This window comes from Cupriavidus sp. IK-TO18 (assembly GCF_015549295.1).
Lineage (GTDB): Bacteria > Pseudomonadota > Gammaproteobacteria > Burkholderiales > Burkholderiaceae > Cupriavidus > Cupriavidus oxalaticus_A.
This window is the reverse complement of the sequence record NZ_JADGMP010000011.1, coordinates 1-23,077: the sequence shown is the minus strand read 5'-3', so window position 1 is coordinate 23,077 and position 23,077 is coordinate 1. Positions and strand designations below refer to the sequence as shown.

17 protein-coding genes and 1 pseudogene are annotated in these 23,077 nt (G+C 64.2%); 7 read left to right on the top strand and 11 right to left on the bottom strand.

Translation table 11 applies throughout. The annotated features are described in order from the left end of the window. The 7 genes and pseudogenes from IPF36_RS10065 to metC form a co-directional block, all read right to left on the bottom strand. Positions 1 to 575: pseudogene (locus tag IPF36_RS10065) on the bottom strand (NAD(P)(+) transhydrogenase (Re/Si-specific) subunit alpha); the annotation flags it as partial. Positions 576 to 648: 73 nt separating this feature from the next. Then, positions 649 to 1,704 (bottom strand): porin, encoded by a 1,056-nt coding sequence (locus IPF36_RS10060; protein ID WP_195427904.1) that lies wholly within the window; start codon positions 1,702 to 1,704, stop codon positions 649 to 651. A 207-nt stretch (positions 1,705 to 1,911) separates the two neighbouring features. Next, positions 1,912 to 3,216: a D-amino acid dehydrogenase gene (locus IPF36_RS10055; RefSeq protein WP_195427903.1), complete on the bottom strand. Its 1,305-nt coding sequence runs from the start codon at positions 3,214 to 3,216 to the stop codon at positions 1,912 to 1,914. Between the two features lie 24 nt (positions 3,217 to 3,240). Then, positions 3,241 to 4,272, bottom strand: coding sequence for a tripartite tricarboxylate transporter substrate binding protein (locus IPF36_RS10050; protein WP_255519738.1), 1,032 nt, complete (start codon positions 4,270 to 4,272; stop codon positions 3,241 to 3,243). Positions 4,273 to 4,382: 110 nt separating this feature from the next. Then, positions 4,383 to 5,162 (bottom strand): SDR family NAD(P)-dependent oxidoreductase, encoded by a 780-nt coding sequence (locus IPF36_RS10045; RefSeq protein ID WP_195427902.1) that lies wholly within the window; start codon positions 5,160 to 5,162, stop codon positions 4,383 to 4,385. Between the two features lie 19 nt (positions 5,163 to 5,181). Further along, positions 5,182 to 6,117: a 4-hydroxy-tetrahydrodipicolinate synthase gene (locus IPF36_RS10040; RefSeq protein WP_195427901.1), complete on the bottom strand. Its 936-nt coding sequence runs from the start codon at positions 6,115 to 6,117 to the stop codon at positions 5,182 to 5,184. A gap of 68 nt (positions 6,118 to 6,185) precedes the next feature. Continuing rightward, entirely contained in the window at positions 6,186 to 7,415 is a 1,230-nt protein-coding gene (metC, locus tag IPF36_RS10035; RefSeq protein WP_195427900.1) for a cystathionine beta-lyase, read from the bottom strand. Positions 7,416 to 7,622: 207 nt separating this feature from the next. Between metC and IPF36_RS10030 the strand changes: the two genes are divergently transcribed. Together IPF36_RS10030 and ftrA are read left to right on the top strand one after the other, a co-directional pair. After that, positions 7,623 to 10,037 carry a molybdopterin guanine dinucleotide-containing S/N-oxide reductase gene (locus IPF36_RS10030; RefSeq protein WP_195427899.1) on the top strand — a complete coding sequence of 805 codons (2,415 nt, stop codon included), beginning with the start codon at positions 7,623 to 7,625 and terminating at the stop codon, positions 10,035 to 10,037. A 173-nt stretch (positions 10,038 to 10,210) separates the two neighbouring features. Beyond that, entirely contained in the window at positions 10,211 to 11,221 is a 1,011-nt protein-coding gene (ftrA, locus tag IPF36_RS10025; RefSeq protein ID WP_195427898.1) for a transcriptional regulator FtrA, read from the top strand. Positions 11,222 to 11,350: 129 nt separating this feature from the next. On the opposite strand, the gene IPF36_RS10020 is transcribed toward ftrA, so the two are convergent. After that, entirely contained in the window at positions 11,351 to 11,809 is a 459-nt protein-coding gene (locus IPF36_RS10020; RefSeq protein ID WP_041682405.1) for an Lrp/AsnC family transcriptional regulator, read from the bottom strand. An 877-nt stretch (positions 11,810 to 12,686) separates the two neighbouring features. Here IPF36_RS10020 and IPF36_RS10015 point away from each other — a divergent pair. Next, on the top strand, positions 12,687 to 13,790 hold the full coding sequence (locus IPF36_RS10015) for an IS5 family transposase (RefSeq protein WP_195427897.1): 1,104 nt from the start codon (positions 12,687 to 12,689) through the stop codon (positions 13,788 to 13,790). Positions 13,791 to 14,022: 232 nt separating this feature from the next. Here the strand turns inward: IPF36_RS10015 and IPF36_RS10010 are convergent, their stop codons facing one another. Further along, positions 14,023 to 15,189, bottom strand: a complete 1,167-nt coding sequence (locus IPF36_RS10010; RefSeq protein ID WP_243737107.1) for an MBL fold metallo-hydrolase — start codon at positions 15,187 to 15,189, stop codon at positions 14,023 to 14,025. Between the two features lie 74 nt (positions 15,190 to 15,263). Here IPF36_RS10010 and IPF36_RS10005 point away from each other — a divergent pair, with 74 nt between their 5' ends. Both IPF36_RS10005 and IPF36_RS10000 read left to right on the top strand, forming a co-directional pair. Then, positions 15,264 to 16,247, top strand: a complete 984-nt coding sequence (locus IPF36_RS10005; RefSeq protein WP_195427896.1) for a tripartite tricarboxylate transporter substrate binding protein — start codon at positions 15,264 to 15,266, stop codon at positions 16,245 to 16,247. Between the two features lie 20 nt (positions 16,248 to 16,267). Beyond that, positions 16,268 to 17,731 (top strand): amidohydrolase family protein, encoded by a 1,464-nt coding sequence (locus IPF36_RS10000; protein ID WP_133098395.1) that lies wholly within the window; start codon positions 16,268 to 16,270, stop codon positions 17,729 to 17,731. 1 nt (position 17,732) lies between these two features. Here IPF36_RS10000 and IPF36_RS09995 read toward each other — a convergent pair whose 3' ends face one another. Further along, positions 17,733 to 18,644: a LysR substrate-binding domain-containing protein gene (locus IPF36_RS09995; RefSeq protein WP_195427895.1), complete on the bottom strand. Its 912-nt coding sequence runs from the start codon at positions 18,642 to 18,644 to the stop codon at positions 17,733 to 17,735. Between the two features lie 212 nt (positions 18,645 to 18,856). Here IPF36_RS09995 and IPF36_RS09990 point away from each other — a divergent pair, with 212 nt between their 5' ends. Together IPF36_RS09990 and IPF36_RS09985 are read left to right on the top strand one after the other, a co-directional pair. Beyond that, the gene (locus IPF36_RS09990; RefSeq protein ID WP_195427894.1) at positions 18,857 to 20,263 is read left to right on the top strand and encodes an amidase family protein; all 1,407 of its coding nucleotides are present in this window, start codon (positions 18,857 to 18,859) and stop codon (positions 20,261 to 20,263) included. Positions 20,264 to 20,333: 70 nt separating this feature from the next. Beyond that, positions 20,334 to 21,266 (top strand): LysR substrate-binding domain-containing protein, encoded by a 933-nt coding sequence (locus tag IPF36_RS09985; RefSeq protein ID WP_133098392.1) that lies wholly within the window; start codon positions 20,334 to 20,336, stop codon positions 21,264 to 21,266. Between the two features lie 319 nt (positions 21,267 to 21,585). On the opposite strand, the gene IPF36_RS09980 is transcribed toward IPF36_RS09985, so the two are convergent. Then, entirely contained in the window at positions 21,586 to 22,947 is a 1,362-nt protein-coding gene (locus tag IPF36_RS09980) for an MmgE/PrpD family protein (protein WP_195427893.1), read from the bottom strand. Between the last annotated feature and the right edge of the window lie 130 nt (positions 22,948 to 23,077).

Genomic DNA, 23,077 nt, shown 5'->3' with positions numbered 1-23,077 from the left:
GCTTCGATCACCGCGCCCAGGCGCTTGGCGGTCGCGATCGCCTGCAGGCCGGCGACGCCAGCGCCCAGGATCAGCACGCGCGCGGCCTTGACGGTGCCGGCGGCGGTCATCAGCATCGGCATGAAGCGCTGGTAATGGTGCGCGGCCACCAGCACGGCCTTGTAGCCGGCGATGTTGGCCTGCGACGACAGCACGTCCATGCTCTGGGCGCGCGTGGTGCGCGGCGCGGCTTCGAGCGCGAAGGCGGTGATGCCGGCAGCCGCCATGCGTGCCTTGTTCTTGTCATCGAACGGATTGAGCATGCCCACCAGCACCGCGCCCGGCTTCATGTGCGCCAGCTCGGTGATCTCGAGCGCGCGCACCTTCAGCACCAGGTCGGCGCCAAGCGCCTCGGCGGCCGTGCCGATGGTGGCGCCGACCGCCTCATATGCGCCGTCGGGCTGACTGGCGCGTACGCCTGCACCCGCCTGCACCAAAACCTTGTGGCCCTGCGCGACGTACTTCCTGACAGTCTCGGGGGTGGCGGCGACGCGAGTCTCGCCGGCCCGCGTCTCGCGCGGGATACCTATGTACATCTCTGCCTCCTTGGATGATGATTGATGTGGGTCGCGGGCGGCCGGGGATACCTACTGCGCCCCACGTGTGGGACTAGAAAATATGCTTCATGCCCGATGCCAAGCCGGTCTGTCCGACGCCTGGTGCGACCTTGGTCGCACTCGCCACGCCCAGCGTCGAGCGGCCCGCGTTGTCCATGTAGGACGCGTTGACATAAAGCTCCGTGCGCTTCGACAGGTTGTACGCCGCCTGCAGCACGTAGCTGGTGGCGTCGTCAGCCGAGTCACGGTTATCCGTCCGGTAGATACCGGCGCGCAGCGTCAGTGCTGGTCTTGCCGCGTAAGCACCGCCCAGCCAGTAGAGATGGGAGCGGCTGGCGGGCGCGCCCAGTCCGTTCTGCAGGAACCGGTATCCGGCCTCGGCCGTGAAGGGGCCGCTGATATAGAGCAGTCCCGCCGCGTAGCGGCGTTCAATGTTGCCTGCCGTGGCCGTGGATGTGCCGCGGCGCTGGTCATAGGCAATGGCCAGTCCGAACTTGCCGACGGTGTATGAGGCGCCGGCACCGATCTCCTGGCCGACGCGCGGCGCGCCGGGGACTTCGCCGCCGTTGGCGATGGTCGAGTCGTAGCCGGCGCTGTACAGCCCGCTGATGGTCAGTTCGCCGAAGTTGCCCGTGTACTTGATGGCATTGTCGGCCCGACCCGCGAACTGCGCATCGTGGGCAAGCACGGAGTACGGCGCATAGCGGTTTGCGTCAAAGGGGATGAAAAAATCGAACAGGATATTGTTCTGGCGCCCGAGCGTGACCTGGCCCCAAGGCCCCGCGATACCGGCGAATGCCTGCCGGCCGAACAGGCGGCCGCCAAATCCGGCCATGCCGGTGTCCGTCAGGAAGCCGCTCTCGAGCACAAACATCGCGCTCATGTCCGCGCCCAGTGCCTCCTTGCCCCGCATGCCCCACCGCGATGCCGCAGTGTTTCCGGAGGTGACCCGGTATGCAGACCCCGAGCCATTAGTACCGGCATGGCTGACATACTCCACGCCGGCATCCATGACGCCATACAGCGTGACGTTCGACTGCGCCTGTGCCGTCGCGCCAAGCAGGCACCCCATTGACGCGGCGATGGCGCACTTTCCTGATGTTTTCATCGTTCTCCTCCATATATATGTTTGAGTTGATGCCCGCGCAGGGCAGCGCTCGCCACAGCCCGGACACGGGCGATGTGGCGATAGCTGGTGCTGCGGCGATGGCTATTCAGCGGGCGGCCGTGCTTGTCACGCAGGCGCTGCCATCCACGCCGATGGCACTCGGCGCGAACGGGGCCGCCGGCAGCGGCGCCCGGGCAAGCGAATGGATCAGGCCACGCGAGCCGGCGCGCGTCCGGCGCGGTGCATGCCGAAGCGCTCGACGGTCAGTCCGTCCATGTCGATCTCCGGCGGCCTGCCGGAGATCGCGTCGGCAACAAGCCGGCCGGTGCCGCACGCCTGTGTCCAGCCATTGGAGCCGTGGCCGGCATTCAGGTAGAGGCCCTGCAGCGGTGTCGCGCCGAGAATGGGCGGTCCGTCAGGCGTCATCGGACGAAGGCCGGCCCACGACGTGGCTGCGGCATAGTCGAATCCGCGTGGAAAGAGCCGTCGCGTCAGTGTCGACAGCAGTTCCGTGCGGACCCGGCGCACTGACAGGTCGTATCCGACGAACTCGGCCATTCCCGCGACGCGCAACTTGTCGCCCAGGCGGGTCAGCATGATCTTGTTGTGCTCGTCCATGATCGCCATGCGCGGCGCAGCCCCGGTGTCGGCAATGGGGATCGTGATCGAATAGCCCTTGAGCGGATAGATCGGGATTCGCAGGCCTGCAGTAGCGAGTAACGCGGGCGCCTGGCAGCCGAGCGCCACCACGCAGGCATCGGCCTGGCGCTGATCCGTCCGCCCGTCATGCGCGATCTCGACGCTGCGAAGGCGACCGTGCTCATGGACGAGGCGGGTTGCCGAAGCGCCGTACTGAAACGACACGCCGCGACGGGAAAGATAGCTGGCAAGGCCGGCGCAGAACTTCGCGCTGTCGCCAGATGCATCGTCCGGCAGATGCAGTGCGCCTTGCCATGCGGCGGCAGATGCCCGCAGCGATGGTTCGAGTGCCATGGCTTCGGCGCGCCCCATCATTCGCCATGGCACCTGAAACTGACTGAGTGTGCGCGTGGCCAACTGTGCCAGTTCGACTTCCTGGTCGGTCTCGAGCAATTGCAGGGTGCCGTCGCGGTGAAAGCCGAAGCTGAGCTCGGGCACTTCGTCACGCAAGGCCTGCATGCAGCGCATGCTGTAGTGCGCCATGCGCTGCATGCGGGACTTGTTGATGCCAAAGCGCTTTGCATTGCATTCCTTGAGCCATTTGGCGAGCCAGCGCAGACGCTCGACATCCGGCATTATCGAAAAGCGCACCGGCGCATGCTTTTGCAGGGCCATGCGCAGCACCTTGTACGGCATGCCTGGCGACGCCCACGGTCCGGCAAAGCCGGGGCAAAGACCCCCTGCGTTGCCGAAGCTCGACCCCATCCCCGGGCCCGCTTGCCGCTCCAGCACGGACACCTCATGGCCGTCGCGCCACAGGTGGTAGGCGGCGGATATCCCGGCGACGCCGGCGCCAAGCACTATTACGCGCATGTCTGCTGCCCTGTTCCAAATGATTCAGTCGGCTGTGATGTGCGCACGATCGATGATCGCGCGATAGCGCCTGGTTTCGCTGTCGATATACTGCTCGAACTCGCCGCCATTCTTGTAGGCGCTCTCGAATCCCAGTCCGTTCAGGCGATCCTTGATGTCCGGCGAAGACATGATCCTCGCCGACGCATTGTCGAGCTTCTTCCTAATCCCATCGGGCAGCTTGGCCGGCGCCCAAAGGCCATACCAGGAATAGAACTCGAAGTTCTTGAATCCCGCTTCCTGCATGGTCGGGACATCCGGCAACAACGGGCTGCGCGTGCGCCCGGTCACCGCGATCGCGCGCAGCTTGCCGGCCTTGACCCCAGGCAGCGACGAGAGCATGGGATCCATCATCCCCTGAGCCTGGCCGCTCATAAGGTCGGTCAGCGCCGGACCGCCACCCTTGTACAGGGCAATGGGCACCTGCAGGTCCGCGATGCCGCTGTCATACATGAACTGGGACAGGGCTAGGTGGCCGGCGGAGCCGTTGCCGCTGGTCGCGAAGTTGTACTGCTTGGGGTTGGCTCTCACGGCGCGCGCCAGTGCCTGCGGCGAGTTCGCCGGCACCTGTGGATTCACGCTAAAGATCAGCGCGCCTTGCGCGAGCATGCTGACCGCCGTGAAATCCTTGACCGCATCGAACTTGATGGTCTTCCGATAGAGCATCGGATTGATGTTGTGGATCGATGCGTTGATGTAGAGGGTGTAGCCGTCAGCCGCCGCGCGGGCGACGATGCCTGCCCCGACAAGGCCCGATGCACCCGGCCGGTTGTCGACAATGACGGTCTGCTTCAGCTCCTGGCCGAGCTTCATCGCGAATACGCGCGCAAGGCCGTCCACCGAGCCGCCAGGCGCATGCGGCACGACGATGGTGATCGTACGATCGGGGTAGGCGATGTCAGACCTGGACTCCGCTTTTGCGACGCCCGCCGACGTCAAGACGGACAGTAGGAAGATGCCCATGCGTACGACGGGCATGTGGCGGGAACGGATCTGGGTGAGGGGGCGTGGTTGCATGGCCGGGTCAACGTAATTTGCTGGACAAGGGAAGGCAGCACCATCGCGCGCGATGGCGTTGGGCGCGGCGGGCGGCGCTGCCTTGGAATGGCTTCGGTGAAGCTGGTGGCTCAGAAGGTGCCGGGGTAAGCTGCGCCGTCGATCAGGATGCTCTGAGCGCAGATATAGCTCGCGTGCCCGGAGCAGATGAAGGCGCAGAGTGCGCCGAGCTCTTCCGGCCGGCCATAGCGGCCAGCCGGGTTGTTGGCGCCGCGTTCGTTCCACAGTTGCTCGAAGCTCTTGCCGCTTGATTCCAGCATGCCTTCGATGTGGTGGCGCTGGGCATCGGTCGCGAACACGCCCGGGAGCAGGTTGTTGATCGTCACATTGTGGCGAACCGTCTGGCGCGCAAGCCCTGCGACGAAGCCGACGAGGCCAGAGCGCGCGCCATTGGACAGGCCCAGTTCCAGCTGCGGCGTCTTCACGCTGCGCGAGACGATATTCACGATGCGGCCGAAGCGGCGTTCGATCATGCCGTCCACGGTGCGCCGGATCAAGTCGATCGGCCCGATCATCATGGCATCGATCGCGGCGTGCCAGTCCTCCGGTGTCCACTGGCGAAAATCACCGGGCGGGGCACCATCCGCGTTGTTGACCAGGATGTCGGGGGCGGGGCATGCCGCCAGCGCGGCGGCGCGCCCCTCGTCCGTGGTGATGTCCGCTACCACGTAGCGGACATCACCGCCCGTCGCGGCGCCGATTTCCGCTGCCGCCGCGGCCAGCGTGCTCTCCGTGCGGGCGGCGATGAATACCTTCACGCCTTCCGCCGCCAGTTGGTGCGCGCAAGCGCGCCCCATGCCCTTGCTCCCGCCGAAGACGAGTGCATGGCGCCCTGCAATGCCGAGGTCCATTGATCGCTCCCGGTTCGGTTCAAACGGCCTTGAGCATTGGCGACGACCAGCCGTACTTCCTGTCGAGTTCGAGCTCCTTGATGACGCGCAGGCCGCGCAGCAGTGGCTCGCCTTCCAGGCCGGTTAGCGGCTTGCGCAGTTCGCCAGAAGGCAAGCCCACCGCCTTCATCAGCGACTTGATCGCCACCGGGTTGATGGCCGAGTAGGCGTAGTGCAGCAACTGCAGGTTCTGCAGGTAGCCCTTGTGGAAGCCGGCCGCGGTGTCGGGGGATGTCCACGGACGGGAGATCTGCGTCAGCTCCGCCGGGGCGATATTGCCGGTCATGTTCGCGGTGCCATGGCCGCCCAGGCTCATCGTTGGAACGACCAGGCCAAGGTTGGGCGAGTCGCAGCACATCACCGAGACATCCGGCGCGCCGCGCAGCACTTGCGCTACCTGTCCCACGCGCGTCGTCGACTCCTTGTGGACGACGTAGTTGGGATGCCTGAAGATGCGCAGCAGGCTGTCCCAATGCAGGTCGGTCTTCACGCGCGGCGGGTTGTTGTAGATGCCGAGGGGCAGGTCGGTCTCGTCGGCCACTTCCAGGAAGTAGCTTTCGATATCGGCCTCCGGCGCGCAGATGTAGGCGGGCGCGGCGATGATGGCGCCATCCGCGCCGTTGGCTCTGGCAAAGCGCAGGTAGTCCTTGGTGGTCCGGGTGTTGTTGCCGGTGCAGCCATAGAACAGCTTCATCTTGCCGGTCTTCATCTTCGCGGTTTCCACGATGATGGCCTCGCGCTCTTTTTGCGACAGCATCGAGACCTCGCCTGTGGATCCCATGATCAGCACCGCCGAGGTGCCGTGGCGTTCCTGGAAATCCAGCAGTTCGCGAAAGGCGCCGAAGTCCGGGCTGCCGTCCTTGGCAAAGGGGGTGATCAGGGCAACAAAAGACCCTTCAATCTTCATCTTGCTCATGTCTGTCTCCGTCGTGGATTGGTGTTCTGGTAAGTGCCGGGAACCCCCGGCTTTAGCTGCGTTGTCGTTCAGGTCGGGCAAGCCTGGTCAGCGTGGGCGTCCTGCAATGCCGCCAGACTGGCTTCTTGCGCGGACAGCGCCATCAGGCCGCGCTGCAGGTCGTCGATGAGGTCTTGCGGGTCTTCGAGACCCACATGCAGGCGCACGGCCTGCCCTTGATACGGCCAGCGCGCGCCGGTGCAGTTCTTTCCCGGCGTGAACGGGATGGCGAGGCTTTCATAGCCGCCCCAGGAAACCCCCAGGCCAAAGTGCTCCAGTGCGTCGATGAAGGCGGCGAGCGATGCTTTCAAGTTCGTGCGCAGCACTACGGAAAACAGGCCGCAGGCACCGGTGAAGTCGCGCTTCCACAGCACGTGTCCGGGATGGGATGGCAGTGCGGGATGCAGCACTGCCTCGACCTGCGGCTGGCGCTCCAGCCATTGGGCGACGCGCAGCCCGGATTCCCAGTGGCGCTGCAGCCGCACCGCCATCGTGCGCAGGCCGCGCAGTGCCAGGTAGACGTCGTCCGGCCCCGCGGTCTGTCCCATGTCCTGCGTGGTCTGCTTGATCAGCGGCCAGGTATCCCGATTGCACGTGACCACGCCGAGCATGGCATCGGAATGGCCGACGATGTACTTGGTGGCGGCCTGGATCGAAACGTCGACGCCGTGGGCGAAGGGCTTGAAGAAGAGCGGCGTTCCCCACGTGTTGTCCATGACCACGACGGCGCCATGTCGATGCGCGGCGGCCGAGATGGCTGCTATGTCCTGGATCTCCAACGTCTCCGACCCCGGTGATTCAACGTATACGACACGCGTGTTGAGCCGCAGCAATGACTCGATCGACGTGCTGCCGACGGGATCGTAGGTCTCGACTTCAACGCCGAACCGCGTCAGGACGCGCTCCAGGAAAGCGCGGGTTGGCGAATAGGCGCTGTCGGTGATCAGCACGTGGTCACCGGCCGACAGCAGCGCCGTCAGCGCAGTGCTGATCGCCGCGAGGCCGGACGGAAACACCAGCGACCGGTATCCGCCTTCCAGCGCGGCAACGGCTTCTTCCAGCGCGTGGGTGGTGGGCGTGCCGTAGCGGCCGTAGGTCGTCGCGCCAGGCTCTTCCGCGGCGCGGGCGCGCTTCATTTCCTCCCATTCGGCCATCGACCCGGCAAGAATAGTCGATGCCCTGAAGATCGGCGTGTTGACGACCCCGCCGAAACGCTCCGGGTGGCGGCCGGTGCATACTAACTGAGTGCTTTCTTTCATCGAATCTCCGTTGCTGAGCGGTGCGGCTTTCGTGTGGTGATCGCCGCTGGAATGTCGATCAGCTTAGGGATGCATGCGGAGAAAATTCATCTCATTCCACTGGAGTATCCCGTGCAAAAGAGAAGAAAATGCTCGCGCGGCCCGCCCAACATTGGGTGCTTGCGCCGCCCGTAGCGGGGCGTCTGTATTCTGGTGGAGGAGACCAACATGACAACGAAGCTTGCTGCAGCCGATACTCGCAGCCGCTTTCCCACGCTTTCGCACTGGGGTGCATATACGGCGGTCGTAGAGGGCGGAAAACTCGTCGCGTGCGAGCCGTTTCCCTGCGACAGCGCACCTTCACCGATCCTGCAATCCATGCCGGGCATGGTGCATTCCCCCCTGCGCATCCGCCGGCCTGCGGTGCGGCGCGGCTGGCTGCGCAAGCGCGAGCACGCGGAGCGAAGCGAGCGGGGCAACGATGAGTTCGTCGAGGTGGATTGGGACACCGCGCTGGACCTGGTGGCCAGCGAGCTTGCACGGGTGCGTGCCGACCATGGCGATGCATCCGTCTTTGGCGGTTCTTACGGATGGTCCTCCGCCGGGCGCCTGCATCATGCCCGGACGCTGACGCACCGTTTCTTGTTCGCAGGCGGGGGTTGCACCACTCAGGCGGGCAACTACAGTTGGGGCGCTGCGCAGTTCCTGCTGCCTCATGTGATCGGCACCTACAAGCCAGTCACGGGAAGAGTAACCGACTGGCGCAGCGTTCTTGAACATACGGAGCTGTTCATCGCCTTTGGCGGCCTGCCTTTGCGCAACACCCAGATCACTTCCGGCGGCGCGGGTGCGCACAGCTCGCAAGAGTGGATAGAACGTGCAATGCGCTCGGGAGTGAAATTCGTTGTAGTCAGCCCGACACGCGCTGACATACCCGACGGCCTGCAGGCCCGATGGGTACCGATCCGGCCCAACACCGACACCGCGCTGATGCTGGGCATCGCGCACACCCTGCTGACGCGCGGCCTGCACGCCGCGGATTTTCTTTCGAGCCATTGCGAAGGCTTTGACGCATTCGCGGCCTATCTGCTGGGCCGCGACGATGGCCAGGCCAAGGACGCCCGCTGGGCGGAATCGATCTGCGCGGTGCCGGCCGGAACCATCATCGAACTGGCCACGGAAGCCGCCCGGCAGCGCACGATGCTGAATTGCACGTGGTCGTTGCAGCGCGCGCATCATGGCGAACAGCCCTACTGGGCCAGCATCGCGCTGGCGTCGATGTTGGGGCAGATCGGGCTGCCGGGCGGTGGCTTTGCGTTCGGGCATGGCTCCATCAACGGCGCCGGAACGCCCAGGCCCGACGTTGCGGCGCCGGAGATGGGCGCGGGTGCCAATCCCGCGCGCAGCAGCATCCCCGTCGCGCGTATTTCGGACATGCTCCTCCATCCAGGGCAGCGCTATGACTTCAACGGCCGCGAAGGCATCTATCCGGATATCCGCATGGTGTACTGGGCCGGCGGCAACCCGTTTCACCACCATCAGGACCTAAACCGGCTGGCACGCGCCTGGCAAGCGCCGGAGACGATCGTGGTCCATGACAGCTGGTGGACACCGACCGCGCGGCGCGCGGACATCGTTCTGCCGGCCACGACGACGCTGGAGCGCAACGACATCGGGGGCTCCTCAAGAGACCGGTACGTGCTGGCGATGCATCAGGCGCTACCGCCTCAGTACAGCAGCCGCAACGACTTCGACATCTATCGAGACCTGGCATTGCGCGCCGGCTGCGAATTCGCATTTACGGAAGGCCGCGACGAATTCGCGTGGATTCGCCATATCTACGACAGTATGGTAAAACGCTGGGCCGAGGCAGGCTTCGAAGCGCCGCCGTTTGAACAGTTCTGGGCGGAGGGGTACACCGGCTTGCCGGAGCCAGGCACGCCGTTCGTGCTGTTCTCGGACTTCCGTGCCGATCCACAGGGCAGTCCCCTGAGCACACCCAGCGGCAAGATCGAGCTCTACTCCCGGCGCATTGGAGAATTCGGCTATCAGGATTGTCCCCCTCATCCGTCCTGGCTGCCACCTGCCGAATGGCTTGGAGATGCCGCAGCCCAGCGTTGGCCTTTGCACCTCATCACGTCCCAGCCGGCGGACAAGCTGCACTCCCAGCTGGACGCGGGTAGCCACTCCATGTCACTGAAGGTCAGAGGCCGGCAGGCAGTCCATATACACCCGCTGGACGCGGCGGAGCGCGGCATTGTGCAGAACGAGATCGTATGCGTGTTCAACGAGCGCGGGGCATGTCTGGCCGGCGCTCGTCTGGATGATACGCTGATACGAGGAGTCGTAGTAATGTCAACCGGTGCCTGGTTCGATGCGAGCAACAGTTCGCTTGAGCGCCACGGCAATCCCAACGTCCTGACAATGGACCGCGGCACGTCCCGCCTGGCCCAAGGGTGCAGCGCGCATTCCGCACTGGTCGAGGTCGCGCCGTGGTCCAATGGAGAACCGCCGGAGGTTCGTGCCTTCGATGCGCCGCCGATGTCGCCGTTGACCGGCACAAGCCGGGGTGAAGACCATTTCTCGAAGTACATGGAGTCTCGCGAAAAAGGTCGGACCGCCGATCCTCCAAGCAATGGATAGGGAGCGAGCGTTTAACGCAATAGTGGCACGTACGACACTTTTCGTCTCGATCATGCCAAAGTGCGCCGCATGATGTCCACATCGCCTGTGAGCAGGCTGGCATGTCAAACTGACCCGTTTCGACGCTTGCGAGACGCGATGCAGAGAGCGCAAAATCTGGCGAGATGGCATCAATGCCTATTTCTATCTGCATCGTGCCAAGAAACGAATCGAAATCGGGCGCCAATGGGGGACTTGTCGCAGTCGTCGTCTACGACGGCCTGAGCCTCTTTGAATACGGCTGCGCCGTTGAAGTGTTCGGTTTGCCCAGACCGGAAATGGGAAGCACGTGGTATCGGTTTGCGACGTGTTCGGCCGAGTTCGGGACGTTGCGCGGGCCGGGTGGCATCCAAGTACAGGCTGACGGTGGCCTTGAACTTCTGTCGAAGGCGAAGACGATCATCATCCCGGGCTGGCGGGATATTGAAGCGGTTGTGCCACCGGAGCTCTGCCGCGCTTTGCGAAAGGCGAACAAGCGAGGGGCGAGAATCATGTCGATCTGCACGGGTGCCTTTGTATTGGCCGCCGCAGGATTGCTCGACGGTAAGCGCGCGACGACGCACTGGCGTCACGCGGCAACACTAGCGGAGCGATATCCGGAAATTCGGGTGGAGGCAGATGTCCTCTACGTCGATGCCGGCGATGTCCTGACGTCGGCCGGAAGTGCAGCAGGAATCGATCTGTGCCTGCATCTGATCCGCCGGGACTTTGGCCCTCGCGCGGCCAATCAGGTCGCACGCCGACTTGTCATGCCGCCACACCGTGAAGGCGGCCAAGCCCAGTACATTGCCGAGCCGGTCTCGAAGCGCAGCAATGCTTCGTTGGCCCCCTTGGTGGACGCGGTGCGCGCAACATTGGACGAAGACTGGCCGATTGCCAGGATGGCAAGGCAAGCCGCAATGAGTGCCCGCACGTTCCAGCGGCACTTTGTCAGTATGATGGGTATGCCGCCTGGCGAGTGGTTGCTGATAGAGCGTTTAAGCCGAGCGAGGGTGTTGCTCGAAGAGACCGATGCATCCGTGGATGACATCGCGGTGCAAGTGGGGTTCGGCGCCGCAGCCACGTTGCGCAATCACTTCCGGATCCGGCTCGGAACAAGTCCCGGACACTACAGACGACATTTCAGTACATCTGCGCTGCATTGATTCCGGCCAATGGCGGATCCCAGTTGCCATTGCGCTCTTTTATGGTGGCACGGGGTGTCCATCCAACCGGGCCACCTATACGCGTGAGATAGCAGGTTTCTTCGCCAGTCCAGGGTGACCGGTGCTCGCTTACGCGTAGTCCAATGGTAGCGCGGTGGTGTACTTGATCTGTTCCATCGCAAAGCTGGAGCTAACATCGGCAAGCTCCGCCCCTTGGATCAGCTTCTTATAAACGCGATCATAGGCCGCGATATCCGGTACTACCACGCGCAGCAGGTAATCGGTGTCGCCAGCCATCCGGTAAAACTCGGTCACCTCCGGGATCGATGTCACCAATCCATGGAACAGCTTGATCCATTTCAGGTTGTGCTGGCTGGTACGCACTGAGACAAAGACCGTGACACCGGCGTTTAACGCGTCTGCGTCCAGCAATGCAACCCGTTTGCGAATGATGCCGGCCTCTTCCAGCTTTTGGATGCGGCGCCAGCACGGCGTCGAGGTCAGGCCGACGCGGTCCCCAATTTCCGTTACGGAGACAGTGGCGTCTTCCTGCAGGATGTCAAGGATTTGTTTGTCGTAACGGTCCATGTCCATTAGCTGGCTGTGTCCGAGGCTTGAGTAAAATCGGGGCGGAGCATCAGTAGCTTGTCTTTCAATTTCTATCTCACAGTAAGTTGAAGTCTGGCGGACTATGCCCCTGTCGGGCCACGCTCCACCGAGCAAAGGATAGGGAGCGCGGCTTGAACGAACTAGTGGCAGGAATGACAATTTACGTCCATATCTCGCCAAAGTTAGCCACATGGACTGCGGCAGCCCGGTTCGTCTCTTGGTCTCGGGTAGGGTCTAGTTCAATCCTGTGCGCGATCAGCATCCAAGGACGACCTGATCTTGGCGCTCATGCACTCGGGTCTCTATCTGCATCACCAACACGTTGCGGGAGCAACCATGCGCGAGCGCTTGAGCGGTCAGAATGCTCGTGACACGGCGTTGCCTTGGTGCGGCGTTAAGGTTCGATAACGCGCCGTTATCTGCGAGGATGGGTCGTCGCCGCCGAGAGTACAGTACATCTGCGTATAGCGAGCTTCCTGCTCTCACCGAGTCGCATCGTTCGGCCCGCCGGCAGGTACTTCGTCCTTCACGCGAAAGATGACCGCATAGGCCAGGCAGGCAAACATCGCTCCCGCAGCGAGGGGAAGTGGATCGGCGGAACGCCTTGCTGTGTGGCGGCCCTTGTTGTTGCCTGATGATAGGTGTCGGAGCGACGAAACCTTGACGGTGCGCTCGCACACGTTCACTGACGCGTGGGACCACGGCGGAGAAACGCGATTGCGAGATGCCGGGGAAAGAGAGCTTCTTGTCCTGAACCGGGGGAGCGCCCTAGCAGGCCGCTGAAATACCTCCGGTGGACGTCAGCGCGACAACTGGCTGAAGCGTTGATTTGAGGACCCCATCCAACTCCACTTTCATGCGCGGCGCAGATACCTTCACAGAAAGTTTGTTCACTATGCGGAGGCTGGATGATTTCGTGCCGAAGTCCCACCCGCTGCGCTCGATCCGCGCCATGGCCAACCAGGCGCTGGTAAAGATGGACCGGTTGTTCGCACAGATGTACGAGGCCGATATCAAGGGTGGCCAGCCCAGCATCGCGCCGGAGAAGTTGCTGCGGGCCATGCTGCTGCAGGTGCTCTACAGCGTTCGCTCCGAACGCCAACTCATGGAGCAGACGCAGTACAACCTGCTGTTTCGCTGGTTCATCGGGCTGTCGATGGACGACACCGTTTGGGTGCCCACGGTCTTCACCAAGAACCGCGAGCGGCTGATCAAGCATGATGCGGTGATCCAGTTTTTCAACGAGGTGCTGGCCATCGCGCAGAAGAAGAACTGGCTGTCGGGCGAGCACTTCAGCGTGGACGGCACGCTGATTCAGGCGTGGGCAGGCCACAAGAGCTTCGTGCGCAAGGACGGCGGCGACGACAAGGACGACAACGACGGCGCCAACTTCAAAGGTCGCAAGCGCAGCAACGAGACGCACGAGTCCAAGACCGATCCCGATGCCAAGCTGTACCGCAAGGGCAAAACTGCGAGTGAACTTCGCTATATGGGTCATACCCTGAGCGACAACCGTCACGGCCTGGTGGTGAGCGCCATGGTGACCAATGCGGACGGACCTGCTGAGCGCGAGGCCGCGAAGGTCATGCTCAACGATGCCCGACAGGTGACGGACGACCCGAACACCGAAATCACGGTGGGTGCAGACAAGGGCTACGACGCGCACGAGTTCATTCAAGCCTGCCTGGAAATGAAGGTGACGCCCCACGTGGCACAGAACACCTCGGGGCGCCGCTCGGCCGTTCCTGATGCCATTGCTTGCAGCGCCGGGTATGCCGTTTCGCAGCAAAAGCGCAAGCTGATCGAACAAGGCTTCGGATGGGTCAAGACTGTCGGGCGCATGCGCCAGGTGATGGTGCGTGGACTGAAGCGAGTCGACCAGATGTTCGTGCTGAGCATGGCCGCCTACAACCTCGTGCGCATGCGCTCACTGGGACAAATCCGTCCGCAGTTGCAGTAATCGCGGTAATGAGGCCGGAATCGGGCGCCAAACCGCCGAAAAAATCGATGTAGGGACGTCCCGCTTCCAGATTGTGAAAAATCGCAAGCCTACTGCCTTGCAGGGGGAAGCCTCGCCTCTTGTACGGGGAGTACTTCAGCAACCTGCTAGTGGCGGTCAGCCGGAGAGAAGCCGGCGACGCGGGGCAAACCATACTATAGCCGCTCTCCCGAGCACGACGGCGACCGCTTTCTCAGTGATTGATGTCTGCCTGCGCCGCGGCGCGGTTCAGACTGTATTCCACTGGAACCCACGCGAATCCCTCGCCCTCGCGCCGGACATGGCCGATGCCGGGAAACGCGATATGTGCCGCGCCGACCCAATACCCCTTAGCGGCAGCATCGGCCATCGCACGCTTGCGCATTGTTACGGCGGCGACGGAATCGACATCGAAATCGATGGCGACCCCGGGCTCGGGGAACTGTACGTGCTGCGCATGGATGGTGTCGCCCCATAGCTGCAGGCGCTGGCCTTCGCTGCTGATTTCGAAGAACGCATGACCAGGCGTGTGGCCGGGCATGCGCAACGGCCGGATGCCGGGAAACAGCTCCTGCTCGCCATCAAACCTCTTGACCTTGCCGGCGCGCAGGTAGGGCGCGAACACCGCTTCGGATTGTGCAAAGTTGTGGCGCTGGCCCGGTGCCGCCCTGGCGGCATTGGCCGCATTCAGCCAGTAGTCGGCGTCGTGGCGGTCAACATAGACCACTGCGTTCGGGAACACCGCCTTGCCGTCGACCGACAGGCCGCCGGAGTGGTCGACGTGAATGTGGGTCAGCAGTACGGCATCGATCTGTTCGGGCTGGTAGCCCGCTGCGCGGATATTCTGCGGCAGCAGTCCGCCTGCAGTGGGCCCGAACAACTGGCCGGCGCCGGTGTCCACCAAGATCAGCTGATTGCCGGTGTTGATCAGGAAGGCGTTGATCGATGTCTCTGCGGCCTCCGCGGATTGATGGGCGCGCGCCTGCAGCGCGGTAATTCGCTCGTGCGGGGCGCCCTTGAGCAGCTTGTTCAGCGGCACGTCGACGGTGCCATCAGACAGGGCCGTGATCTCGAACTTGCCGAGCATCATCCGGTAGTAGCCAGGCGCTTGGACACCGACCTGCGGCGCGGCGGCGTAGCCGGGCAGGGCAAATGATGAACACAACATCACACCGACCAGCAGCGCGCCGCGCCACAGACGTTGCATAAATGCGGAATGGGACAACTTCATGGCATGGCCTCGTAGTGACTCGCGAACATGGGCGCCATTGTGGTAGTCGGTCCAGCATCGCGCAAATCGATTGGACTGATCGGGACTATCGCCACAGGTGATGTCGTCCGGCACACCGCCGTGCATTCCGCCACGGAAATAATCACCCACAAAACTTCACTAGGACGTCCCCGGTGCGTCGCTGATACTGAATCACACCAAGACACCACAGAAGGGGACAGCAGATGAAAAAACTAGCGGTAAAGGGCCTGGCCGCCGGGGCGATCGGCGTTCTAGGCATCATGGCCGGGACGCCAGGCATGGCAGGGGCGGCGTGGCCGGACAAGCCGGTGCGCCTGATCGTGCCGACCGCACCGGGCGGCGCGCCCGATATCGTCGCGCGTTTGTTCGGCGAGGGGCTGTCACGGCGCCTAGGCCAGGCGGTGGTAGTCGAGAACCGGCCCGGTGCCGGCGGCAATATAGGCATGCAGGCGCTGCTGGCGGCACCTGCGGACGGCTACACCATCGGTTATGGCAACAATGCCACGCTGGCTACAAACCGCTTTCTGTACAGCAAGCTGCCCTACGACCCCGACAAGCTAGTCCCCATCGTTGGACTGGTCACGACCTTCAATATCCTCGCCGTCAATAATTCGCTACCGGTAAAGTCGGCGCAGGAACTGATCTCCTATGCGCGCGCCAACCCCGGCAAGCTGTCGATGGGTTCGGCCGGCAACGGCACTACCAGCCACCTCGGCGGAGAGCTGTTCAAAGTGATGGCCAATCTGAATATCACGCATGTGCCATACAAGGGCAGCACGCCGGCGCTGCAGGATCTGGTTGGCAACAACGTGCAACTGATGTTCGACAACGTGCCGTCGATCGGGCCTTATGTCACGTCAAAGCGCGTGCGAGCACTGGCGGTCACGTCGAGTCAGCGCTCGCCGCACTTTCCCGACCTGCCGACCATGGGCGAGGCGGGCCTGAAGGGCTACGAGCTGACCGCTTGGGCCGGATTGGTGGCGGCGCCGGGCACGCCCGCCGAGGTCATCGAAAGGCTGAACCGCGAAGTCAACGCGCTGATCCGCGATCCGGCATTCCGCGCGCAACTCGACAAGCTGTCGTTCGAACCGCTCGGCGGCAGCGCGCGCGACTTCCGGGCGCTGATCACATCTGAAACCGTCAAGTTTGGCGACCTGGTGCGCAAGAGCGGCGCCAGGGTCGACTGAACTGAGGAAATCCAAGCACCATGCATTCGCAATATGACCTGATAATCCGCAACGGCGACCTCATCGATGGCACCGGCGCACCGCGCCGCACGGCCGACCTGGGAGTTCGCGACGGCGAGATTGTCTCAATCGGCGACCTCGGCCCGTCGCGTGCCGGCACCGAGGTGGATGCCGCCGGACTGATCGTGGCGCCCGGCTTTATCGACACCCACACCCATGACGACTGGATGGTGTTCCAGTCGCCCGAGATGCTGCCCAAGGTGACGCAGGGCGTTACCACCATCATCGCCGGAAACTGTGGCATCAGCTTGTTTCCCCTGGTCACCGACAGCATTCCGCCGGCGCCGCTCGACATCATGCGTGGCGGGTACCGCTTCGATTCGGTGCATGCGTACCGCGAGTCGTTCGCGGCCAGCCCCGCGGCGGTCAATGTGGCGGTGCTGGTCGGCCAGTCGACGCTGCGCGCACGGCACGTGCCGCAGCTTGGCGTAGCCGCCAGCGACGCGGAAATCGAGCGCATGCGGCAGGACGTGGAAGACGCATTGCTGCAAGGAGCGATCGGCGTGTCGACCGGCACCTTCTATCCGCCTTCGGCGGCGGCACCCGAGGAAGAAATCGTGCGCATGTGCGAGCCGATGCAGCGGCTCGGCGGCGTGCTGGTTTCGCATATCCGCGACGAGAGCGACAAAATCGCCGAGGCGATTGACGAGACCGCGCGCATTGGCAAGGCGCTGGGCGTATCGACGGTGATCTCGCACCACAAGCTGGTGGGCAAGCAGAATCACGGACGCAGCCGCGACACGCTGGCGCAGGTGCGCAGCCTGGCCCGGACCATGCCGCTGTGCCTCGACTGCTATCCGTACGCGGCGTCGTCGACCATGCTGCGCCCCGAGCGCGTCACGCAATGCGACCGCATCCTGATCACCTGGTCGGCCCAGCATCCGGAAGCCGCCGGGCGCTACCTGGAAGATCTGGCGCAGGAGTGGGGCCGGACTCGACTCGAGGTGGCGCAGGCACTGGTGCCGGGCGGCGCCGTGTACTTCATCATGGATGAGGCCGACGTGCGCGACATCCTGTCCTATCCGGATACCATGGTCGGCTCGGATGGCATCCCTTCGGACGAAACGCCGCACCCGCGGCTGTGGGGTACATTTCCGCGCGTGCTAGGGTTGTATTCGCGCGACCTGGGCTTGTTTCCGTTGGAGCGCGCGGTGCACAAGATGACCGGCATGGCCGCGCAGCGCTTCGGGCTGGAGCGGCGCGGCGAGTTGCGTACCGGCCATGTCGCGGATATCACTGTGTTCGATCCGGCAACGATCCAAGACCGTGCCACGTTCGAAGACCCGCAGCGGCCCGCAACAGGCGTGCGCCATGTGTTCGTCGCCGGACAGGCCACGCTGCGCGACGGGATACCTGTCAGCAGCCGCCCGGGGCGTTTCGTCACGTCCACGCTGGTGCGGGCAGACTCGGCGGGGACGCAGTAGCCTACGGCGCCTGGCGCTCGCCTGCGGTTTGCTGCTGCAGCCACGCGATAAAAGTCTGCATCGCCGGGCTGTCGCGTTTCTCTTCGAGGCAGATGAAGTAGTAAGCCTTGGGCGAAACGTAGGGCTCGGTGGCCACGCGCAGCAATCGTCCCGCGTTGATGTCATCGGTGGTCACGTAGTCGGGCAGCAGGGCTATGCCCATGCCGCTCACTGCGGCCTGCAGTCCCATGGTGAGTAGGCCGTAGCGCGGGCCATCGTCAGGATGCGCCAGCCGTATCCCCATCTGCTGCAAGTAGGCCGGCCACGCCTCCAGCGCCGCGATCTGGTGCAACAAGGGCATGCGCTTGAGCGCCTTGGCCAGCGTGCCGCCGCCGGGCAACAGCTCGGGCGCGCACACCGGATAGAGTTCCAGCGGCATGACCTTCAGTGCGAAATGGCGCGGCGGCGGCGCGCCACAATACATGATCGCGGCATCGAGCCCGGTGCTTTCCAGGTCGACCGGGCCGACTTTGGTGGTGACGTTTAGCTGGATCTGTGGCTGTTCCTTGGCAAACCTGAGCAGGCGCGGAAGCAGCCAAATATTGCCCAGCGACACCGGCACCGACAGGTTGAGCCGGCCGCCCGCGGCGCGGCCTGACTGGACTTCCAGCGTCGCTTCCTCGAGCATGGCGAGCGCCTTGCGCACGCTCCTGAGGTATTCCTCGCCGGCGGGAGTCGCCGCCACCGCGCCTTTGCGGCGATTCAGCATGCGCGCGCCGAGAAAATCTTCCAGCTCGGTAATCTGCTTGCTCACCGCACTCTGCGTCAGGCACAACTCTTCGGCTGCGCCGGTGACGCTGCCATTGCGTGCCGTGGTCTCGAGCGCGATCAGATTCGCCAGCGCGGGCAAGTGGCGTCCGGTTGTGCTTTTCATGGGGCGGTGCAGTGTGGAGGGCTGAGTATTGTCATCTATTCATTCCGGTATGGAAAGAACCTGCGATGAAACATCCATTGCCTAGGCGGCGCCGAGTAGCCAATATGCAATGCATCCCATTGTCGCCAGTGAGACCGATGCCCGCCGTTTCCCCTGCTCAATTTGCTCACCTTGATCCGTTTGAGGCTTCACTAAGCGACATCGCCGAGGCCATGCGCAACGGCCGAACGTCCGCGCAGGCGCTGGTTGCATCTTTTCTCGCCCGCATCGCTGCCTTCGACCAGGCCGGCCCCTGCATCAACGCCATCAGCGGCGTGAACGCCGCCGCGATGGACAATGCGCGCATGCTCGACGAGGAACTGCGCGCACACGGCCCCCGCGGGGTGTTGCACGGCATACCGATGGTAGTCAAGGACAACATCGATGTTGCCGGCATGCCGACCACGGCCGGTTGCACGGCGCTGCGGGAGGCCTACCCGCGCACCGATGCCGCGTGCGTGACGCGGCTTTGTGCGGCCGGCGCCATCGTGCTGGCCAAGTCCAATATGTCGGAGCTGGCGGCGTCCAACGGACGCTTCGGCTATAGCTCGGCGAACGGCCTCACGCTGAACCCCTATCGCCTGTCGCGCAATGCCAGCGGTTCCAGCAGCGGCACCGGTGCGGCGGTAGCAGCCAGCTTCGCCGCGTTCGGGCTCGGCACCGACTCGTTCGGCTCAGTGCGCGGGCCGGCCTGTGTGCACGCTCTGGCAGGTTTGCGACCAACCCATGGCCTGCTCGACAGCGCCGGCGTGCTGCCGCTGGCGGCGTCGTTCGACACCGTCGGGCCACTGGGCCGCAGTGCGGCCGATGTGGCGCTGGTGATGGCCGTGCTGGCGCCGGGGCACGGCTTTGGCACGCAACCGGAAACGCTAGCCGGCCGCAGGCTTGGCATCGTGGCGGATTTCGCCGGTGGCAACGATGAAATTGACGCGTTGTTCGGCGTCGCGACCGCAGCGATGCAGGCCGCAGGCGCCCAGGCCATTCCCGTGCGCCTGCCCGCTGGCGCGCTGACTCTGTACACAGATGTACTTGGCGAGATCACGCGCATTGAATCGGTGCGCGGACTCGACCAGTATTTGGCGCAGGCGGCGGCCGCTGCGCCGCACAGCGCCGCCGAACTTCTCAGGCGCATGGAAGCCGGGGGCGACGCCGGCGCCCGCGCGGTCAATCCGCCGACCCTTGCTGCGCTGCGCCACGCAATCGCGACACGAGACCAGCCGCCCGGAGCCGGCGTTGCCGCGGCGCGGCGCTGGCGTGGCCTGCTCAGCGAACACTTGATGGCCCACGGCCTCGATGCGCTGGTCTTCCCGACGCTCGCGTGCCCCGCCTCGCCGCGCTTCGACATGGCCGATGCCAGTTACCATTGCCGGGCCGGGCAGCCGCTGGCCGCGATGCATCTGGCCAGCGCCGCCGGCGTGCCCGAGGTCAGCGTGCCGATGGGCATTACCGCCGCTGGCGTACCTGCGGGCGTGTCCTGGCTCGGCCTGGCCGGCAGCGATGCCACACTGCTGGCCATGGCGTCCGCGTTCGAGCAGCTGACCCGGCACCGCCGTGCACCGCCCACCACGCCCGCGCTGTAGCGATCAGTTGCCATGCGGCCCGCTTCGGGTGATGCTTCAGTGCGAGCGTCCACCAGACAAGGAAACCAGCGTGAGTATCAAGGAAAGCCATTTTCGTGGTGTCGACCTGAACCTGCTTGTGACGCTGTCCGTGCTGCTGTGCGAACGCAGCGTGTCGCGCGCCGCGGCGCGCCTGCACCTTGGCCAGCCCGCGGTCAGCGGTGCACTAGCGCGACTGCGCGAATTGTTCGACGACCCGCTGCTGGTTCGCACCGCGCAAGGCATGGCGCCGACCGAGCGGGCGCTCGAACTGGAACGGCATCTGATGCCGGCGCTTGCGCAGATTGAGGCCGCGCTGCTTCAGCGCCGCGAGTTCGACCCGCGAACTTCAGACCGCACCTTCGTGGTCGGCATGCCCGACTGGGTCGAACTGTGGTTGGCGCCGCGCATGCTTACGCAGCTCCGGGAACTCGCGCCGCAGGTGCGACTTTCAATCGTGCCAACCGACCCGTTCCGCGGCACCGACATGCTGGAGCGCAACGGGATGGATCTCGGCGTGGGCCCTTTCGCCAAAGGCCCGGCCTGGCGCCGTGAATGCGAGCTGCGCACCATGGGCTTTCGCTGTGTCTATGGCGCTGCCCCGCTCGATGGCGACAAATGCCTGTCGCTGCCCAACTACCTGCGCCTCCCGCATGTGCTGGTGTCCTATCGCGGCGCCTTCGACAGTGCCGCGGACGCCTGGCTGGCCACGGAGGGACGCGCCCGCCACGTGTGCTACAGCAGCGCACGTTTTGCCAGCGTGCCGGCGATCTTGCAGCGCATTGCCGCGCTGGCAACGGTGCCAGAGGTACTGGCCGAGCAATGGTGCACGGCCCACGGGCTGCACCAGTTTCAGTCGCCTGTGCCAATGCCGGACTTCACCGTGGCGGCGATTTGGACCGCGGCTCGTGACAGCGACGCCGGCCTGAGGTGGCTGGTGGAGCTGATTGCCAAGCTTGCGGAGGAGGGTGGAGACCGGTCGTAACCCTGGTGACAGACATGTCGCGCGTCGAGATGCGGAGCTGCAGGGTGCAGCGATGCCCCAACTCGTCGGGCGTCCCCAATGGTTGGTCCCATTGAGATGTTGCGCCTGCCGAACGGTAGGAACGGGGTACAGCCGTCGCGCTTTTGCTAGCCTTGGCCTGCAAGGTGAGACGGGGCGCGCGAGGCCGAGGTAGTTAAAGGTCGCGTTGCCCGGACGCGGCGATAGGGCACGATAACGCGCAGTTGTGGTGCTTTCAACCAATTTTGCGTTCCCAGACGGTGTGCATCCGGCTCGGCAAATCCGATCGGTCACGTCGCGCCTACGACAGCATCCGCGGTGTCCGGGACCAGTTCTCCATGTTCCGGACCTGCTGGATGAGAACGGCGATTTCGTCGGGGCTTGCTCCTCCGGCAAAGCGGGCCAGCCGCAGCAGCTTTTGCTCGATCTCCTCGTCAGTAAGCGGGTTGGCGGGGTCGCCCTTGGGCATACGGACGACGGACTCGAGCTCGCGGCCGTCGGCCGTGACCACGCGTACCTTGCCGATCCATCGCTGCGGGTACGCGGCATCGACCTCGTTGTCCAATTTCATCGACACACGGGTGCGGAATGCCTCGACCTCCGGTGCTGTCCGCATGGCGCCGTAGAGCTCCTCGGTGCCAGCACGGCCATGAATGGCGATCAATGCCAGCACCGTTGTGATCGAGAACATTGCCTGGTCGACCGTTTCTTCGCCGACGCCGTCATGCAGCACGTCAAGTGCGGCTTGGTGCACGCCAGCGGTCACGTGGCGTATCTGACCGGCCTGCAGTCCTTCGGCACGCATCAAGGCTAGCAGGGCATCGGCGGCAGGATGGGCGTGCCGGCACGATGCATGCCACTTTAGCGACGTCTCCGCCGTTGTCCATCGGGTGCCCAGCCGGTCAAGCAGCCGGGCGGCATCGGCATCGTTGGACATGGCCGCGGCCAATCCTTGCCTGCCATCAAGGATGCGCGTGGCGGCGGTAAAGCCGTCGAGCGCAAGATAGGCGGATAACAGTCCGTCGGCAGCGGCCTTGCCAATGTGGAGTTGGCGCGAATCAGCCCCATCACCGAGAAATTCCCACAGTCCTGCCGCCTGCGTTCCTGCCGAACCCAGCGCGGCTAGCATACGTTGCGAATCGAGCCGTAGAAGCCTGCCCACGGCAACCGCTGCGGCAAGCGTTCCCACCGTGGCAGTCGTGTGAAAGATGCGATAGTGCGACCGTCCCAGGTATTCCGCAACGCGCACTCCCACTTCATATCCCGCCACGGCTGCCGCAATGATTTCGTACCCGGGACTGCCGGCATCCTGGGCAGCGGCCAGGACTGCGGGGAACACCACTGCACCGGCGTGGAGCACGGCGCCGTTGTGAACGTCAGTTTGCTCGACCACGTTGGAGGCGGCGGCATTGACCAGGGCTGCAAAGAAGGGCGATGTCCGCCGTCGCGAGATAAGAAGCTCGCTTGTTCCATCGGTGGGTCCCATACGCTCGGCAAAGGACTCCAGCATACGAATCGCACGATGTCCCTTTCCAGCGAGCGAACAGCCGATCCAGTCGAGGAAGAGTGACTTAACGGTCGCTACCACGGGCTGTGGAATCGCCTCGTAGCGCAGGCCTGCGGCAAAGCGGGCAAGCGCCGCACCGGGGTGGTCGTCCGGCATATTCCCTCGTGCGGCGCGATCGCCGCTAGCTGCTTGATGTGCCATACGTTAAGTACTCAGGCTGCAGGTGGGTGAGGTGTTCTGTCCAGCGCGGACACGTCTGGTTCATGCTGCAGCTAGTCGACTGAGG